The 17,772-nt window shown below is 40.0% G+C and carries 14 protein-coding genes; 8 read left to right on the forward strand and 6 right to left on the reverse strand.

All coding sequences use genetic code 11. From position 1 onward, the window contains the following. The first annotated feature begins 84 nt into the window (after positions 1 to 84). Both E4O01_RS14345 and E4O01_RS14350 read left to right on the forward strand, forming a co-directional pair. Positions 85 to 753 carry an HlyC/CorC family transporter associated domain-containing protein gene (locus E4O01_RS14345; RefSeq protein WP_253692979.1) on the forward strand — a complete coding sequence of 223 codons (669 nt, stop codon included), beginning with the start codon at positions 85 to 87 and terminating at the stop codon, positions 751 to 753. A gap of 52 nt (positions 754 to 805) precedes the next feature. Continuing rightward, the gene (locus tag E4O01_RS14350) at positions 806 to 2,698 is read left to right on the forward strand and encodes a methyl-accepting chemotaxis protein (RefSeq protein ID WP_253692980.1); all 1,893 of its coding nucleotides are present in this window, start codon (positions 806 to 808) and stop codon (positions 2,696 to 2,698) included. Between the two features lie 2 nt (positions 2,699 to 2,700). Here the strand turns inward: E4O01_RS14350 and E4O01_RS14355 are convergent, their stop codons facing one another. Further along, positions 2,701 to 3,798: an amidase domain-containing protein gene (locus E4O01_RS14355; RefSeq protein ID WP_253692981.1), complete on the reverse strand. Its 1,098-nt coding sequence runs from the start codon at positions 3,796 to 3,798 to the stop codon at positions 2,701 to 2,703. Between the two features lie 14 nt (positions 3,799 to 3,812). Then, entirely contained in the window at positions 3,813 to 4,337 is a 525-nt protein-coding gene (locus tag E4O01_RS14360) for a hypothetical protein (protein WP_253692982.1), read from the reverse strand. A gap of 163 nt (positions 4,338 to 4,500) precedes the next feature. Here E4O01_RS14360 and pdxS point away from each other — a divergent pair, with 163 nt between their 5' ends. Continuing rightward, positions 4,501 to 5,361 (forward strand): pyridoxal 5'-phosphate synthase lyase subunit PdxS, encoded by an 861-nt coding sequence (gene pdxS / locus E4O01_RS14365; protein WP_253692983.1) that lies wholly within the window; start codon positions 4,501 to 4,503, stop codon positions 5,359 to 5,361. A gap of 73 nt (positions 5,362 to 5,434) precedes the next feature. On the opposite strand, the gene E4O01_RS14370 is transcribed toward pdxS, so the two are convergent. Further along, positions 5,435 to 6,661: a galactokinase gene (locus E4O01_RS14370; protein WP_253692984.1), complete on the reverse strand. Its 1,227-nt coding sequence runs from the start codon at positions 6,659 to 6,661 to the stop codon at positions 5,435 to 5,437. An 86-nt stretch (positions 6,662 to 6,747) separates the two neighbouring features. Between E4O01_RS14370 and E4O01_RS14375 the strand changes: the two genes are divergently transcribed. The 3 genes from E4O01_RS14375 to E4O01_RS14385 are packed head-to-tail and all read left to right on the forward strand — an operon-like array spanning position 6,748 to position 7,919. Further along, the gene (locus E4O01_RS14375) at positions 6,748 to 7,455 is read left to right on the forward strand and encodes a tRNA 2-thiocytidine biosynthesis TtcA family protein (RefSeq protein WP_253692985.1); all 708 of its coding nucleotides are present in this window, start codon (positions 6,748 to 6,750) and stop codon (positions 7,453 to 7,455) included. 48 nt (positions 7,456 to 7,503) lie between these two features. Further along, positions 7,504 to 7,725, forward strand: a complete 222-nt coding sequence (locus tag E4O01_RS14380) for a DUF1902 domain-containing protein (protein WP_253677538.1) — start codon at positions 7,504 to 7,506, stop codon at positions 7,723 to 7,725. Beyond that, positions 7,725 to 7,919: a type II toxin-antitoxin system HicA family toxin gene (locus tag E4O01_RS14385; RefSeq protein WP_253692986.1), complete on the forward strand. Its 195-nt coding sequence runs from the start codon at positions 7,725 to 7,727 to the stop codon at positions 7,917 to 7,919. Before E4O01_RS14380 ends, E4O01_RS14385 begins: the two co-directional genes overlap by 1 nt. A gap of 13 nt (positions 7,920 to 7,932) precedes the next feature. Here E4O01_RS14385 and arcA read toward each other — a convergent pair whose 3' ends face one another. The 3 genes from arcA to E4O01_RS14400 all read right to left on the reverse strand — a co-directional run bounded on the left by arcA (position 7,933) and on the right by E4O01_RS14400 (position 13,976). After that, the gene (arcA, locus tag E4O01_RS14390; RefSeq protein WP_253692987.1) at positions 7,933 to 9,165 is read right to left on the reverse strand and encodes an arginine deiminase; all 1,233 of its coding nucleotides are present in this window, start codon (positions 9,163 to 9,165) and stop codon (positions 7,933 to 7,935) included. A gap of 86 nt (positions 9,166 to 9,251) precedes the next feature. Beyond that, complete coding sequence (locus E4O01_RS14395) at positions 9,252 to 10,307, reverse strand: threonine aldolase family protein (RefSeq protein ID WP_253692988.1); 1,056 nt, start codon at positions 10,305 to 10,307, stop codon at positions 9,252 to 9,254. Positions 10,308 to 10,376: 69 nt separating this feature from the next. After that, positions 10,377 to 13,976, reverse strand: coding sequence for a DEAD/DEAH box helicase (locus E4O01_RS14400; RefSeq protein ID WP_253692989.1), 3,600 nt, complete (start codon positions 13,974 to 13,976; stop codon positions 10,377 to 10,379). A 206-nt stretch (positions 13,977 to 14,182) separates the two neighbouring features. On the opposite strand from E4O01_RS14400, the gene E4O01_RS14405 reads away from it, so the two are divergent. Beyond that, positions 14,183 to 15,022, forward strand: coding sequence for an Rpn family recombination-promoting nuclease/putative transposase (locus E4O01_RS14405; protein ID WP_253692990.1), 840 nt, complete (start codon positions 14,183 to 14,185; stop codon positions 15,020 to 15,022). A gap of 48 nt (positions 15,023 to 15,070) precedes the next feature. Next, a complete protein-coding gene (locus tag E4O01_RS14410; RefSeq protein ID WP_253692991.1) occupies positions 15,071 to 17,692 on the forward strand; it encodes a heavy metal translocating P-type ATPase in 2,622 nt (873 codons plus the stop codon). Positions 17,693 to 17,772: the final 80 nt, after the last annotated feature.

Raw genomic sequence — 17,772 nt, forward strand, 5'->3', positions numbered from 1 at the left:
GATACACACTATTATTCTATTCACAGGCAGCCCTTTCTCCTCCTTTTCGGGCTGCTTTCTTTTTATCAGGTAAGGAGATCGATTATGCAAAAAATAAGAGCTTTTTTTCATCAGCAAAACCTAAGACGCAGAGCCGCAAGATTGGCGGGACGAGTTGAAATTGTTCTGTCCTTTGCAATGCTTATCGGAATTTTAATTCTTTCTATTGAAATCTTTTTTGATTTAAAAGAAATGGTTTATGCATTTATTTACAGTAAGAAAATTCCTTCATTTTCGGAATTCTTGTCTTTAATATTTTCTCTTGTAATCGGTCTTGAATTTGTAAACATGCTTATAAAGCATACACCGGGCAGTGCTCTTGAAGTTGTTCTTTATACCATTGCACGAAAAATTATTGCCGACCACGGCAGTATGTTCGATGCCTTATTGGGGGTTGTTGCTATCGCAGTCTTGTTTGCCGTAAAAAAATACCTAAATGAAGGCGGAGAATACGGTGCAGGAAACGAGTGCGACTATATAGTAAACGGCGGCACTAGTATTCACGAAATAAATCACAGGCTGGACTCGGACTTTGATGAAGCATACGGAAACACCGTTGCCGGTTATTTGTTTAACTATCTTAAACAGCAGGGGCGCTCGCCTCATCTGGGGCTTGAAGCCGACATAGGGGAGTATAAATTCGTTATCCATGAAATGGATAATGACTTGATAAGATATATTAAAATACTTCCTCTTAAAGAAGCAAAAAATTGAGTTTTTAGCGGTAATTGACACAAATCATAAAAAGTAGTAGATTTAGGTGAGTATGAAAAACAAAATACAGCCTTCGCAAAAAACAATCTTTAATAAGGTCGCTTTTAAAATATTTGCCCCCTTACTATGTATAGCTCTTTTTATGCTTATCACCATAATTGTCATTTTAAATCTGTCCAAAAAGTCTTACAATAGTTTTTTTGAAACAGTTGAAACAAGACTATTATATGACAAGTTTAAAAAGGAGATGAAGTCCGCTACGGAAGTAGCTGTCTCGCTTATAGAAAATATTTATGCCAGAACGGATATTGGGGAAGAAGAAAAACTTGCCTTGTCTGCAAAGATAGTTCGAAATCTGCGCTTTGGAGAAGACGGCTATTATTATGCCTATCAAAATGGAACAGGACTCTGCAGAATTCACGGTTCCAACAAGAATCTGGAAGGTACCAGCCTATGGGATTTACAAAACCCGCAAAAGACACAGTACATCGTTAGAGAATTGGATGCCATTGCCGAGAATAATACGGTGTTTTTAGAATTTTATTGGTCAAAACCGGATGCTCCGGCCGGTCAGGTTTTTCCGAAACTCGGTACTGCTATGAGAATAAAAAATACCGATATGTGGATAGGTACGGGATGTTACATAGATACAATAGACAAAGATAAGCAGCTTTTTGCGGTACAATTTGAAAATGAAACTCAAAAAGTATTTGTTATATCTTTATGGGTATTTAGCCTTTGTCTTCTGATACTGCTTATAACCACACTGATTCTTGTAAGCCGAATAAGTAAACCTTTGGAAAGAACATCAAAAGCTTTAAGGAATATAGCTGACGGTGACGGAGATTTACGGGCGTCTTTACCTGTTAGCGGAAAAGATGAAATAAGCGATATAGCGATGTATTTTAATCAGACAATCGAAAAACTGGCCTTGTCTTTGAAATCGGTTTCATCCAACACTCAGGAAATGCAATCCATAGGTGAAGAACTTGCGACAAGTATGGCTCAAACCGCCAGCTCAATAAATGAAATAAGCGCCAATATCGAAAGTGTAAAACAACAAGCCCTGACTCAAGCCTCAAGTGTAAAGAAAACGTCAGGAACGGTAAACAACATAATAATGTCTATTCAACGCTTAAACGAAAACATCGAAAATCAGGCAACGAATATTGCTCAATCATCTTCTGCTATTGAAGAAATGACGGCGAACATTACTTCGGTTGCATCGACCTTAGGAAAAAATAACGATCTTATAAAAACCGTATACGAACAAACAAAAAAAGGAAAGGAAGGTGCTGCAGAAGCAAATTCCGTAGTAGCACAGATTTCGGAACAGTCGGCTTCTCTTCTTGAAGCAAGCCAAATTATTCAAAACATAGCAAGCCAGACAAACCTTTTAGCCATGAATGCGGCTATTGAAGCAGCACATGCCGGGGAAAGCGGAAAAGGCTTTGCTGTTGTTGCCGATGAAATACGCAAACTTGCAGAAGAATCAAATATGCAGGGTAAACAAATAGGCGAGGTTATAAAAGAATCAACCCGAATAATTGAAAACTTAACCGTAGCAGGTGCCGGAGCCGAAAAAATGTTTGTGGAGGTATATGATCTTGTAAAAGAAATTGCACAGCAAGAAGAGTTAATTGTAGCGGCAATGCAGGAGCAAGAAGCCGGAAGCAATGAAGTATTGGCCGCGATAAAGAACATAAACGACATAACTGAAGCCGTAAAAGGAAGTTCTGAAGATATGTTCACAGGCGGCGAACAAGTTGCAGAAGAGATGAATAGATTGGATAGTTTAACCCGAATAATAACGGACAGTATGAATGAAATGGTTATGGGTTCAATTCAAATAAACAATGCGGTTCAGGAAGTAAACGAGATAACCAAACAAAATAAATACAGAATTGATGCCTTGTCTGAAGAAGTCAAGAAATTTAAGATATAAGATTAATTATTCGGACTTAAATAAATTGCTTCAGATTCGTTAAGGTGAGGGAAGGAAACCAGCTTGCGGTCATTTGTGTGACCGTTAAATAAGATGGTAATACTGTCATTGGATGTTACAAAAACGACATGGGATTCTTTTATAAGACAGATAAAGCCTCCCTCGCTTATGGATGAGTAGTTTGTTGAATAAAACAAATTCTTTTTTTGCATATAAGTAGTTATGCCGCTGCTGGCGTAACGGGGGCTTCCTGTTCTAATCCAGATGAGGCTGTCAGGATACCAAGAGCCCGATAACCGAATACCGCCGGCATAAATACACTGAGAAACATAATTTGCGCAATCGTTTTCATAGGTGTTGTAGTCATCATTCCATACGGATATATCACTAGACATATTCAAAGGGTTTGATGAGTATTTATTTGCATAGTTTACAGCAGCTGAATTATTGTAATCGATTTTTTTTGAATTTGTTTTAATGTGTCTTTTTATAAAATCAAAACCGTATTGCATCATTACATCGGGTTCGGGCGGCTTTAGCGAAAAAGCATCTATTTTTGTGTGATAGGTCGCTATCTCAATTTTTATATTTTCAAAATTATCATTTTCGGTAAATGTTATTTTGAAAATATTGTTTTCAATTTGTTTCTTTCCTATGTATTTTTTTAACTCGGTTGTTCTTTTATTGTATTGATTTAAAGCCTTTTTGTTGTTTTTAAAATTCTCAACAGCTTTTTTCATTCCGGCAACGAATGGAAGCTGATAAACCGAATTAAACTTTAATCTTTTTTCGATCGCCACAAAATAGAATTTTTCATTTGAACCGCAATCTTCATCTTCAGGAATATAATCATAGACGGAAACGTTTAGAATGTCATAATATTCCGAATATAAACTTTCGGCATATTTTTTAAAAAAAATCTCTTCTTTTGTGTTTTCTTTTTTTGGTTTTGCCTTTACGCTTACATCATGTTTGTTTGTACTGCCGTGCACTCCTTTAAGGTCTTTGATTATCGGATATAATTTTAATATTGCAATTATCCAAAGACTTATTATAAAGAGAACAAAAACAAGTTTAGCCTTATTTATTTTTTTTCCCATGATGTAAAACTAAATTATTCTTCTTCCTTTTTATTGAAAATTTGAAATGTTTTCATAGAAGCATCAAGCATTTCGACAATTTCTGCATTCGTATCATCGGGGAGGGTTGCGGCGCATATGTAAAGTATATTATTGTGTCTAAATAGATAAAAGTATTGTTTTAGAATATTTTTTTCATCAGAAACTTCCATAATCAATTTTCGGGATTCTATATTATAATTATTTTCAAATTTACCGTGTGATATTATTTTAGAGCCGGATATAAGGCCGGCAGTATCTTCTTTACCGGTTATGTACTCTTCAACAACCTCATCTATTGAAGCCGAAATCTCTTCTGAAATAAAAATCATATTTTGGTTATAGCCTTTTACCGAGTCGCCGCATATTATCTTATATTTCAGCCCGGGATAATTTGTTGTCTCCCAGCCGTCAGGCATCTCAAAGGTAAAATCCTTAAAATCGTCCGTATAATAATCTTGAGCGGATAGATAAGTCATGAATATAAATGCAAAAAAAAGTATCGATAAAAATCTTTTCATAAAAAGCTCCTAAAATAAAAGCATCCAAAAAACTATACAAAAGATGTAAAAAAATGTCAACCTAAGAAGATGGGGTGAATTTGAGGTTATAAAATGTAAGAGGTATTGCCCCCTTTAAATTATCACCGGTTTGCGATATAATTGAGCCTGTCCTAAAAGATTTATGGAGGTTTTTGTGGATATTTTAGATAAACTGAGGGGCGGCGTCATTATGGACGTAACCAACCCCGAACAAGCAAAGATTGCAGAAAATGCGGGGGCTGTTGCAGTCATGGCCCTCGAAAGAATTCCGGCCGATATAAGGGCGGCAGGCGGAGTCTCAAGAATGAGCGATCCTAAGATGATTAAAGAAATCATAAAGGCTGTAAAAATTCCCGTTATGGCAAAGGTGAGAATCGGTCACTTTGTAGAAGCTTCAATTTTGGAAGCGATCGGTATAGATTTTATTGATGAGTCCGAAGTACTGTCCCCGGCAGACGAGGTTTATCATGTCGATAAAAATAAATTTAAGGTACCTTTTGTCTGCGGTGCCCGCAATTTGGGAGAAGCCTTGCGAAGAATTCAAGAAGGTGCAAAGATGATCCGCACAAAGGGTGAGGCCGGAACAGGCGATGTTATTCAGGCCGTAAAACACATGCGCCAAATTCAAAGCGAGATGAGACAGCTGACAACTTTAAGAGAAGATGAACTCTATGTTGCGGCTAAGAATTTCCAAGTTCCTTATGCTCTTGTAGAATACGTGCATAAGCACGGTAAGCTTCCTGTTCCTAACTTTTCGGCAGGCGGAGTTGCAACTCCTGCAGATGCGGCCTTGATGGTTCACCTCGGTGCTGACGGCGTTTTTGTCGGAAGCGGAATTTTTAAATCGGGCGATCCTGCAAAAAGAGCTGCTGCCATTGTAAAGGCCGTAAAGAATTACGACAATCCTGCTGTTTTGGCAGAAGTATCCGAAAACTTAGGCTCAGCCATGGTCGGAATCAACGAAGAAGAAATAAAAGTTATAATGAGCGAAAGAGGCGTTTAAGCCGCTTTAGTCAATGATGCAAAAAAGAGGTGTTTAATGAGCTTTTAGACTCACTAAAACACCTCTTTTTATTTTATAGAATGCGGGCTCCGCCGGAACTCTTACATTCAAAAAACTTAGGACTGTTTCCTGTTTTTTCAAAATACCTTTTGTGAACCTCAAGATAAAATTCATCCAAAACTTCATTTTTTACTAAGGCAAAAACATAACAGCCTTCAGTGTTTCCGATAAGTTTTGCTCCGCGGCAGCCGCTTTGTATAATTGCGGTTTCAAAAAGAATATTTTGTTCGGTACTCATAAGTTCAAAATCATCCCTCATCGAAATATGAGATTCGCAAAGAAGTTTGCCTAAAAGATCCATGTCTCCCTTTTCTAAAGCTTTTACGGTCTTAGCCGTTCTTGCGTTTTCGGTAATGCAGTGTTTTACCCGTCTAAGAATTGTTTTATCCAAAAAACTCGGCTGATAGTAGGTATAATCGGCTTCCGTTATTTCGCACAAGTGATCCAAATCTAATTTTTTTTGTAGAATATGCAAGCCTTCTTCGCACTCCATATAGCGGATATTGGATTGGGCTCTATAAGACTCCTTATTCGGAGGCGTACCGATTACTATGATTCTATATTCTCCCAAATTTAAAGGCAGGGTTGAAACCGATAAATCGTTCGAGTTAAAAAAGCAAAACTCATTCCGCTTACAGGAAAACAAGGCTGCCTGATTTGAAAGCCCCCTCTTTGTGTTTAAAACCTCATGCTCTGCCTCCAAACATAATTTTATGAGATCCATAAAATTTTCTTTTAATTTAAATGCGGATAAAAGATCCAGGCAAAGCCCGGTTTCAAAACTTGGAAGAGCTGACTGACTTGTTTCGAGGCGTATTTTATCGAAAACCATTATATCAAATCCGCCTAAAACGCCTCCAAAGGCTTCATTGATTTTTTTTACGCTTAAAAGAACAATATCGAATACGGAGCTTTCAGAAAAAACTTCATCGGCAATATTCTTTTCTTGATTAAGACTGCCGTCAAACCGTTTTTGCAGAACCAAATCAATCAATGAGATTTTATCGGAATTATTTTTGCGGAGCGCCGTGTAAAGATATTTATCGGAGCATACTGTTAAAACGATCCCGCCGTTATAGTCCAGTTCTTCTCCCATGAGAGTGAGGCTTAAAGGAGAAGCCGTTAAAACAATTTCGTCTTCAGTTTGTCCGTAGACCTCGTTAAAAAGTTTTTTAAGTTTTTCTTTTAATTCATTTTCGCTTAAGTTTTCGAAGTCTTTAATATCCGCATCAAAATTCATACAACACCTCTCTTTCATTATCGGCAGGCAGCACAGTAAAACAAAAGCCATTGTCTTTTTTTTAAAAAAATATTATTCTCAATCTCATGGCAAATCCCAAACTTTTTAGAACAATCGACAGGGCTGTTTTTGATTATAAGATGATAGAAGAAGGAGACCGTATTTTGCTTGCTGCTTCAGGCGGAAAGGACTCTACGGCCTTGGCTGAATATTTTTCGATGCGCTTAAAGCGTCCGTTTCCGCATTTTGAAGTTCACGCTATGCACATTGCAACCGATGTAACGCCTCCGTTTTCTCCTGAACTTATAAAGATGTTTGAAAGTTGGAATATTCCCCTCACCGTAAAAACCGTTTCGGTTTTGGGAAGATTAAAACCCAACGAAAAGATGAATTGCTGGTGGTGTTCGACCCAAAGACGAACAGAGTTGAATAAATTTGCCATGGAGTCCGGCTTTAATAAGATAGCCTTGGGCCATCACTTGGATGACATTTTGGAAACCCTTTTGATGAATTCCTTGGAAAAGGGAATTTTGTCTACAATGCCCCCTGTCCTAAAATTCGAAAAATATCCGGTTACCATGATAAGGCCTCTCTGCCTTGCAGACCTTTCCATGATTATCCGCCATGCGGAGCAGGCCGGCTATATCTGCTCAACCTGTACCTGCAGCTTTCAAGAAAACTCCGCCCGCAAAACAGCCCGCTCAAGACTTGACAGGCTGACAGGCGGCTCTTACAAATTAAAAATAAACCTCTTTAATTCTCTAAAAAATATCTTACCCGAATATTTGCCGTAAAATAGTTTATACTTGTAAAAATATCCGGCCTATGATAAACTTATAGTTATGGAATATGTCATTAAAATAAACTGGGATAACGAAGCCGGAGTATGGATAGCAACAAGTGATGATGTGAGAGGGCTTGTGCTTGAAAGCGGTTCGATCGATGCCCTCATGGAGAGGGTACGATATGCCGTGCCTGAGCTCCTCCAAGAAAATAATCAGCTTCCCCATGATCAAACCACATTGCACTTTTGTGCCGAAAAATCCGAACGGATGTACGCGTAATGGCTCAGTATGAAAAAATTGTGAGAGAAATCTTGCGTAAAAACGGATGCAGTTTTGTAAGACACGGCAAGGGTGACCATGACATTTGGTATAGTCCAATAAGCGATTGCCGTTTTACCGTTGACTCAAAAATAAAATCACGGCATACCGCTAATGCCATTATGAAGCAAAGCGGTATAGACTATAAGTTTTAATCTTTATGTAAAGCTAGCGTATATCCTCTCTCAATAAGGGCATACTCATGCAGCGGGGGCCGCCGCGGCCTCGGGAAAGTTCGCCGCAGGGCATTTCGAGGACTTTTAAGCCCTTCTTGTTTAAGATTTCGTTTGTAACATCGTTTCTTTCGTAAACGACTATTGTACCGGGGTTTATGCAGAGGGTGTTTGAGCCGTCGTTCCACTGTTCGCGTTCGGCTGCAATCTTATCTCCTCCGGCGCATTGGATGAGCTCAATCTTTCCGGCGCCGGTGTATTTTTCAAGAATTTTTTCTAAAGTAGAATCAATCTGCTTTACGTTAAGTTCTCCCTTCTTGGCTCCTTTTGTAATTTCAAAGACTCTTAGGGGGCCTAAAATTCCGGGGTGAATGGTAAACTTATCGAAGTCGATTTGAGTAAATACCGTATCCAAGTGCATAAAGGCCCTGATTGCAGGAATCTGAAAGGCGAGAATGGTTTTTATTGGAGAATCAGAATTGTAAAAAATATTATTTGCGATAGAATCTATGGCGTTGGCCGATGTCCTCTGTGAAAGCCCTATAGCCAAAACTTCTTTACCGATATTCAATATGTCTCCGCCTTCAATGCTGGGGGCGTCATAGCGGTTGTAAAATTTATCTACTTTGCCTGCATATTCGGGGTGATGATTAAATATGTATTCCCCGTAAATGGTTTCGCGGCATCGGGTTACGGAGTACATCTTGTTTAAGCTGACTCCGTTTCCTATACATGCAAAGGGGTCGCGTGTAAAGTACAGGTTAGGCATGGGGTTTATTATCATAGAACCCGAATCCAACACATAGTGCGAAAGCGAGTGCGTGTTTTTTAAAGGTATTTCCTTTACGTTTACTCCTTCCATTGTTTTTAAGATAAGCTCTTTCGGATTCTTGATTGCATCAAAAAAATCATACAACATTTCTTGATGATATTCTGAATATACATCAGCTTCTCGGATATACTGTTTTATAAATTTTTCACGTATTTCGGTACTTTGAGAAAGAGCATCAGCTGCCAAGTCTTCAAGATAAACAACTTCAACTCCGTTTTCGGCAAGAATATCGGCAAAGGCATCGTGCTCTTTTTGGGCAACCTTTAAAAAGGGGATATCGTCAAATAAAAGTTCATCAAGTGTATCCGGTGTAAGGTTTAAAAGTTCTTTCCCGGGGCGGTGCAAAAGCACCTTCTTTAGTTTTCCTATTTCGCTTGTAACATTTATGACAGCCATGCAATTCTCCTTGCTTTAATAATAGTCTGATAATAAGGGATTGTACAGGATAAAGGGAAAGAATTCAATAGGGAAACGGCAAATGTCTATCCTTGGGGGCTTTTGCGATTTATTTCGTCCAAGTATTCAAAGAGTTTTTTTACGGCTTCTTTTGTTGTAGCCCAAGAGGTACAAAAGCGCACCGCTGTTTGGTTTTCAGAAATTTTTGTCCAAAATTCGCATTTGAATTCTTTTTCTATTTTATCTAAAAGACTGTTTTCGATTATGGGGAAGCTCTGATTTGTTTCGCTTTCCATAAAAAAAGAAAAGCCTCGGTCTGAAAATCCTTTACGGATCATCTTTGCCGTTTCGTTCATCATTTTTCCGATTTCGAAATAAAGATTATCCGTAAAAAGCGCTTTAAACTGGAGGCCTAAAAGCCTGCCCTTTGCAAAAAGGCCGCCCTTTTGTTTTTGTATATATCTAAAGTCTTTTTGAAGGGCCGGATTATTTATTATAAGAGCTTCACCGAAAAGAGCGCCCATCTTTGTTCCGCCTATATAAAAGGCATCCGTATACCTTGCCATGTCCGCAAGACTTAAATCGTTATTGTCCGCAGTAAGGGCTGTTCCGAGGCGGGCTCCGTCAACATAGAGAGATACGGAATATTTTTGTGAGACAAATTTTAGATCGTGCAATTCTTTTTTCGAATAAATGGTACCCAGTTCGGTAGGATTTGAAATATAAATCATCCCGGGCTGAACCATATGCTCGGCTGTGGGGTCATCATAGTGAGCTCTTATGAGGGCTTCAGCCTGCTCCGCCGTTATTTTTCCGTTTGCCGATTCAATGGTGAGAACCTTATGTCCGCAGGCTTCTATGGCTCCCGATTCATGCACATTTATATGGCCTGTATCGGCTGCTATTACCCCTTGATGAGGACGGAGAGAAGCAGCTATCATTGTTAAATTAGTTTGAGTTCCTCCCGAAAAAAAGTAAACCTTGCTTTGAGGTGCATCGAGTTCTTTTAAGATAAGGTCTGCCGCTTCTGCGCAATATTCGTCACAGCCGTAGCCGATAGTTTGTTCTTCATTTGTTTCAGTTAGTGTTTTAAGAATTTTTGGGTGACAGCCTTCGCTGTAATCATTTATAAAAAAATACATGCTAACCCCCTCAAAGATGATTATAACATAAGACAGGGTATTATTCAATGTTGCGGAATTTGCAGCCGGCTATTTCTTAAAAAGGCCTGCAAGTTCTTCATTGCTTAATTTTGAAATCCAAGTTTCGCCTGAAGAAATACTCATGCCGCTTATTTCCCGTTTTTTTTGAATCATCTCATCAACTTTTTCTTCAAAGGTGCCGGAGCAGATAAAGCGGTGCACGAATACGTTTTTAGTCTGCCCGATTCTAAAGGCCCGGTCTGTGGCCTGATCTTCAACTGCAGGATTGTACCAAAGGTCAAAGTGAATTACCCTGTTAGCTGCAGTCAGGTTAAGGCCTGTTCCTCCCGCCTTAAGCGAAATTAAAAAGATACGGTATGCAGGATCCGTTTGAAAAACCTCAACAGCTTTTTTGCGTTTTGAGGCGGGCATTTGGCCGTGAAGCAAAAGGGCCTCGGTTCCCAATTCTTTTTGAATAACGGTTTTTAAAATGTCGAGAGTGCCTACATATTGGCTGAAAATAATTGCCTTTTCGCCTGAAGAAATTATCTCGCTTAAAAGCTCGATGAGGGCGGTAACCTTCCCGGAATGTTTCATCTCGCTCGGAGTTTCCTTGTCATAGGCCCTCGGATGATTGCATACCTGTTTTAGGGCCGTTAAAAGTTTTAGGACATAGGCCTGCCTTTCAATCTTAGTTTCGGCTCCCATCACCTTGTGCAATTCCGTTTCTACAAGGTTCTCGTAAATTGCCAGCTGCTCAGGCGTCAGATTGCAATATTGATTTGTAATTATCTTGTCGGGTAAGTCGGAGATAACCTTGGGATCGGTTTTTAGGCGGCGGAGCAAAAAGGGTGAAGTGATTTTCTTTAAATCGTCTGCTTCGATTTCGGAATTGTGAAGCTCAATCGGAATGCGCCATTTTTTTCGAAACTCGTCAGCCGAGCCCAGATAGCCGGGGAGAAAAAAGTCGAATATGGAGCGCATATCTTCAAGGTTGTTTTCGACAGGGGTGCCGGTAAGAGCGATTCTGCCCTTCGCCTGAATTGCCTTTACTGCATGGGCCTTCTTTGTTCCCGAATTTTTTATAGCCTGAGCCTCATCCAAAATAATACAAAAAACTTTTTTATCCTTTAATTTTTCTATATCTTTTTGCATCGTCTGGTAGGTGCTTATTATTACGTCGGCTTCGGTATTGAACTTGCGCCTTGCTCCGTGATAAACGGCGACTTTAAGGGAGGGAGCAAATTTGGCTATTTCGTGTTCCCAGTTTGAAAGAAGGCTTGCAGGAGCTATAACCAAAAAAGGCTCCTCTGCTTCTTTTGAATTTTTAAAGGCCAGTATCAGGCTTATAATTTGTACGGTTTTGCCCAAGCCCATGTCATCGGCCAAAAGACAGCCGAAGCCGCTTTTGATATTTGCATAAAGCCAGCGGAACCCCTTTTCCTGATAGGGCCGCAATTCCGCATTTAAGTTTTGAGGAACGGGAATGTCATCTTGCCTGAAAATGCCGTCGATAATTTCTGCGGCCGGTTTGGAGCAGACTGCATTCCCCGAAAGAACCGCTTGAAGGGCTTCCCTCATGTCTGCCGGTTTTTCAAATGCCTTTAACATTTTGGCAACTTCTTCGGGGTCGAGCAAAAGGAACTGATCATTAAATTTTACCAAGCCCGATTTATTTAAAAAGAGCTTTTTAAATTCGTCTATGTCTATTACGGTGTCTCCAAGCATTACGGCCCGGTCATAGGAAAGAACGTCATCAAGGTTTAAAAACGAAACTACGTTTCCCGCTCCCTTTACGGATTTTACGCTTATGACGGGCTTGGGGGTCAAAACGTTTTTTAGGCTTTTAGGTAAAACTATGTCGATTCCGAACCGCTGCAAAAGTTTGGCCGCCCTTTGCAAAAAGAGGCCTGCTTCTTCGCGTGAGAGCATAATATTTTTTTTGACCGCAAGAATCGAAAGAGCCGGTAAGTAGGCCGAAAGGCTTGCCGGAAAGCGCAAAATATCGTCGGGGTTTTTGCTCCTCTTTGCTGCGATATTTAACTCGGTAAATGGAGCTTCCGCTTCGAGAGAAAAGGAAGATGCATCGCTTTCAAAGGATGTGCTTTCACCGGAGTTTTCTTTAGCCTTGCGCACAAGGGCGGAAAGCAAAAAGAACTCGTCTTCTTTTAGTGAGTCCAAAGTCAGGCGGTATTCATAGCCGCAATTGCTGTAATTTAAAACCGAAAGCCAAGAGTAAATTACCGTATCCAAATTCCGCTTGCCGGGAACGCTTATATCGATTCCTTCATTTGAAAAAAAGAGAGAGTCTATTTCTTTATCCTTGGTATAGGACTTACTCGGGAAAAATTTTAAAGATGCCGCATACTCGGTTAAAAGGGCTGTAAGTAAAAGTTCGGCACAGTAGAGCCTTCCCCATTTTTCGACCGGAAGAAAAAAGTCCTTTGTGAGGGAAGCTGCAAATTTAAGAATGTCGGCCTTTATTTCGGAAGAGGCAGAAAGGCTTTTCCAAAAGATAAAAAGTTTTTTGTTTTCGGTAAATACGGCAGGTATAAGTGCCGAGCTTTGGATGAGTTTTCCCGCAATGGCAAAGAGAGAAAAAAGAATTTTGACCGAGGGGCTCATCTCGTTTAAACTGCTTCTTGTTTTATAAAAATTTTGAGCCTGCAAAAGGGTTTGATTTATCTCTTGGTTTTCGCCTAATTTTATGCTTACCGTTAGAGGGCTTTTAGGCTCAAGCGGAAAGATTCTTTTTTGTTTTCGGATATTGTCGATGTTTATTTTTACCCTTGCAAACAAAAAAGGGTTTACCGATTTTTCTTTTTCGCCTTGCTTTTCTTGACTATAAAAGTTAAGCCCGTAATTTAAAACCGCCTTGTGATAAAATTCCGTAAGTTTTATTATAAAATCGCTCGATGTAAAATTGGGTTCAGGCGGAAGGATGCCGCTTATAAGCGGAAGATAGGATTCTCCAAGGCTGAATTTTAAAGGTGCTGTTAATTCGGGAGGAGACGCAGCTTCCCTGTTGCCAGATGAGTCTGAAGTGAGGCTTGCCTCAGTTAAAGTTTCATTTTTGCGGAGACTTAAAGGAACGGGATGCTCTTGGAGGAGGGTAAAGTTTCTCTCCTTTTCAGGACCAGCATTTTTGGAAGCGGCACCTTCGGGTATGTTTACCGAATCGAGATCGAAACCCGCAAGTTTAAACAAGAGGCGGGGGTCATGGTCTATTTCTTTGGCAAGCAAAAAAAGAACGGCTGCCATGTGCTTACAAGGATCTCCCGAATCGGGGCAGGTGCAGTCCCTTTCGATTAAATTCCAACGGGCAGGAATGAGCCTAACCTTCTTTTTCTTTAAGGCTTCGATTAGGGCAGGGCTCATAATTCCGGCTCGGAGGCCTGCGAGCTCAATAGGATGCTTTTCTAAGATTGAGCGGATTGCATTTTCATTTGTTTTTGAAAGAGGCGGAAATTTAAAATATACATGGTACCAAGGAACATAGTTCCCCTTAACCTTTGCTCCCGCCGTTTGTCCGTTTACTACAAGAGAATTTACCTTTCCGGTATTTGCATAAGTCTTCCCGCGAGACAATCTCCCCGAATCGTCGTAGGCCTTGAGCATCTCCAAAAACCATGCACCCCAGGGCGTTGTCCCATAACTTTGTCTTGCCATTGTCAAGGAGTATAGCAGAAGAAGGCCGGCTTTTCAATTGCGTATTAAAAACCTCTTCATAAAAGCCGACAGTTTATCAATGTGTGTTATTTGCAGAATAATTGATAAATTATTTTTTAAAATTTTACTATTTACTGCAAACTCTTCATACAATAATTATGAAAGGGGAAATTTTTCTTCTTTCAAATAATTTATGAGAGGTAAAAATGAAAAAACTTTTTAACATTACCCTCCGCAACGACTATGCTTTTAAGCGTGTCTTCGGAGTGGACGAAAACAAGGATGTCTTACAAGACTTGCTGGAATGTATTTTAGACATACCGCCTGAGACCATCGCCGGCTTGGAACTTCTGGATAAGGAGTTTCATAAGGATTCGATAAGCGATAAAACAGGTGTTTTAGATGTAAAATTACGCCTAAAGAACAACACAATTATCGATATAGAAATTCAAAACAGGTGGAACAGTGAGTTTGCTCAAAGAACTATCTTTTATTGGGCTAAAATGTATACTGAAAACTTAAAAACAGGTGAAGTGTATACAAAACTGCCTAAATGTATTACAATAAACATAGTGGGTGAAGGCTTTGATTTAAACAATCTCATTCACAGTGAGTATAATGTAGTCGAAAAGCACTTAAACAATAAACTTTCCGATGAGCTTGAAATCCACTTTTTAAACTTAGCCAAGATTAAGGAACAAGAAAATATTGAACAGGATGAGAAGAAAAAGAAACTTTATAACTGGCTGAGATTTATCGAAACTGATGATGAGGAGGTACGTAATATGCTGGCACAAGAATCACCCATGATGCGAAAAGCAAATACAACGATAGAAGTAATGGAAATGAGTCCAAAAGAAAAATGGCTATATGAAAACCGCATGAAATACGAACACGACAAGGCTTCTTGGAAACATGTGGGGTATCAAGAAGGTATTGAACAAAAAGCTATTGAAACTGCAAAAAACTTACTTGAAATGAACTTTCCTATTGAAAATATCGCAAAAGCCGTAGGATTAAGCATTACCGAGATAGAGAAACTATAATTATTAATTTTCCTAGACCTTTTCGTTTAAAAGTTGTATATTAGTAACATGAGTAAAAAAATAAAGTTCAATATTACGGGTATGACTTGCTCGGCTTGCTCTTCCCATGTTCAAAGAGCGGTCGAAAAGCTTGAAGGAATTGCCGAAGTACAGGTAAACCTTTTAACCAACAGCATGACTGTCAATTATGATGAAAATCTTTTGACTCCCGATAAGATTATAGAAGCGGTCGAAAGGGGCGGTTACGGAGCCACGCTCGCCGATAATTTACACAATTCTTCTTCAAACAAAAATCAGGCAGTGTCTGGCGGAAAGGTCTCCCGTTCATCTCAAAACGAGATAGCAAAACTTGAAAGCGAAAAAATAAAAAAAAGGCTCATTTGGTCTTTATGCTTTATGATTCCGCTTTTTTATGTGTCGATGGGGCACATGGCTTCTCTTCCTCTTCCTCATTTTTTGAACGGAATAGAAAACGCAATTCTTTTTAGTTTTACGCAGTTTTTGCTTGCCCTGCCTGTGCTGATTGTAAATAAAAAATTCTTTGTGGGAGGCTTTAAGGCCTTTTTAAACAAGGCTCCCAATATGGACTCCCTTGTCGCTGTCGGCTCCGGTGCTGCCGTCATTTACGGAATCTTTGCCATTTATAAGATGGCCTACGGAATGGGGCACGGCGATATGGAAACGGTAAGGCTTTTTTCCCATGATCTTTATTTTGAATCGGCTGCGATGATTTTAACCCTCGTAACCTTGGGCAAATTCCTTGAAGCTAATGCAAAGGGAAAAACTTCGCAGGCAATTACAAAGCTGATGAACCTTAGGCCTAAAACCGCCCTTGTTATCAGGAACGGTAAGGAAGAAGAAATTCCTGTCGAGGAAATTGTAAAGGGCGATTTTGTTTTAATCAAGCCCGGTTTTTCCATTCCCGTTGACGGAGTTGTGGTTGAGGGCAGTTCTTCGGTAGATGAGGCTGCAATTACAGGTGAAAGCCTCCCTGTCGAAAAGGCTGCAGGAGACAAGGTTGTAAGCGCTTCCATTAACCTTTCCGGAACCTTTACCTTTAAGGCTGAAAGGGTAGGCGATGACACAACCCTCTCCCAAATAATTGCCCTTGTAGAAGAAGCCTCGGCCTCAAAGGCTCCTGTTTCAAAATTAGCAGATAAGATAAGCAATTACTTTGTGCCTGCTGTTATCCTTATTGCGGTGATTACCCTTTTTGTCTGGCTCGCCGCAGGAGAGGGTTTTGAATTTGCTCTTTCGAGGGCTATTTCGGTGCTTGTAATTTCCTGCCCATGTGCCCTAGGTCTTGCAACCCCCACCGCCATTATGGCAGGAACAGGGAAGGGTGCCCGTCTCGGTATTTTAATCCGCTCGGCTGAGGCCCTTGAAACTGCCCATAAAACAAACACCGTAGTCTTGGACAAAACAGGAACTATAACCCAAGGCCGCCCCGATGTAATCGAGATTAAAAAAACCGCAAGTTTTAGCGAGGACGAAGTGCTCAAGTTTGCTTACAGCTTGGAAATTCTTTCAGAGCATCCTTTGGCAAATGCCGTTATAAAACAGGCAAAGGAAAAAGGCTTGGATGTTTTAAAAATTAAGGACTTTAAGGCTGAACACGGCTTGGGTATTTCGGGTATCGAAGAGGCTTCGGGGCTAAAAATATTTGCAGGTAATGAAAAGCTTTTCCAAAAAAATAATATCGAAATTTCCCATGCTGCATCAGAAATTGATGCTCTTGCAGAAAAAGGAGCAACTCCTCTTTTAATAGGTCTAAGCGGTGCTAAAGACGGAAGTTCTTCAGGAACCGATTCAGGTGCAAAGCTCATCGGAATTATAGCCGTGGCCGACAAAATTAAGGAAGGCAGCATCGAGGCTATTGCAGAGTTTAAGGCTATGGGCATAAAAACTATAATGCTGACAGGTGACAATAAAAAAACTGCAAATGCCATAAAGGCCCAAACAGGAGTCGACGGTTTTGCCGCCGAGCTTTTGCCTCAAAACAAAAAAAACGAAATCGAAAAATTACACCAAGCCGGTCTTAAAACGGCTATGATAGGCGACGGCATAAACGATGCTCCGGCCCTTATGACGGCCGATGTTGGGATCGCCATAGGCAACGGAACCGATATAGCGATTGAAAGTGCGGATATTATTTTGATGAATGACAGCCTGCAATCTGCGGTCGATTCGATTCAATTAAGCCGTGTTGTAATGCGCAATATAAAGGAAAATCTTTTTTGGGCACTCTTTTATAATTCTCTATGTATACCATTAGCGGCAGGAGTTTTTTATCCTGTCTTCGGCATAGTTTTAAGCCCGATGATTGCGGCTGCTGCAATGAGCTTGAGCTCGGTGTCGGTTGTAAGTAATGCCCTGCGCTTAAATTATTTTAAGCCCAAACGGAAACATAAAATAAACCGTAATGCAGAATCTTGCATAACGGAAGAAAATAAAATTAAGGAGAAAGAACTTATGAATACTGTATTAAAGGTAAACGGAATGCAGTGCCAACACTGTGTTTCCCATGTTAAGGAAGCCTTAACAAAGATTTCGGGGGTTTCTGCCGAAATAGATTTGGGCGCAAAAACTGCAACTATTTCACATCCTGAAAGCGTTGCAGTTGCAGATCTAAAAAAAGCTATTGAAGAAGCCGGATACACGGTAGAATAGCTTTAAAACTGTAACTTTTTTAAGGCTGTAATTTATTAAAAGAAAAAATCGGCCATGCCTAACTTCGGCCGATTTTTTTT

This window comes from Treponema sp. OMZ 790 (genome assembly GCF_024181285.1).
In the GTDB taxonomy this organism is placed as follows: Bacteria; Spirochaetota; Spirochaetia; order Treponematales; family Treponemataceae; genus Treponema_B.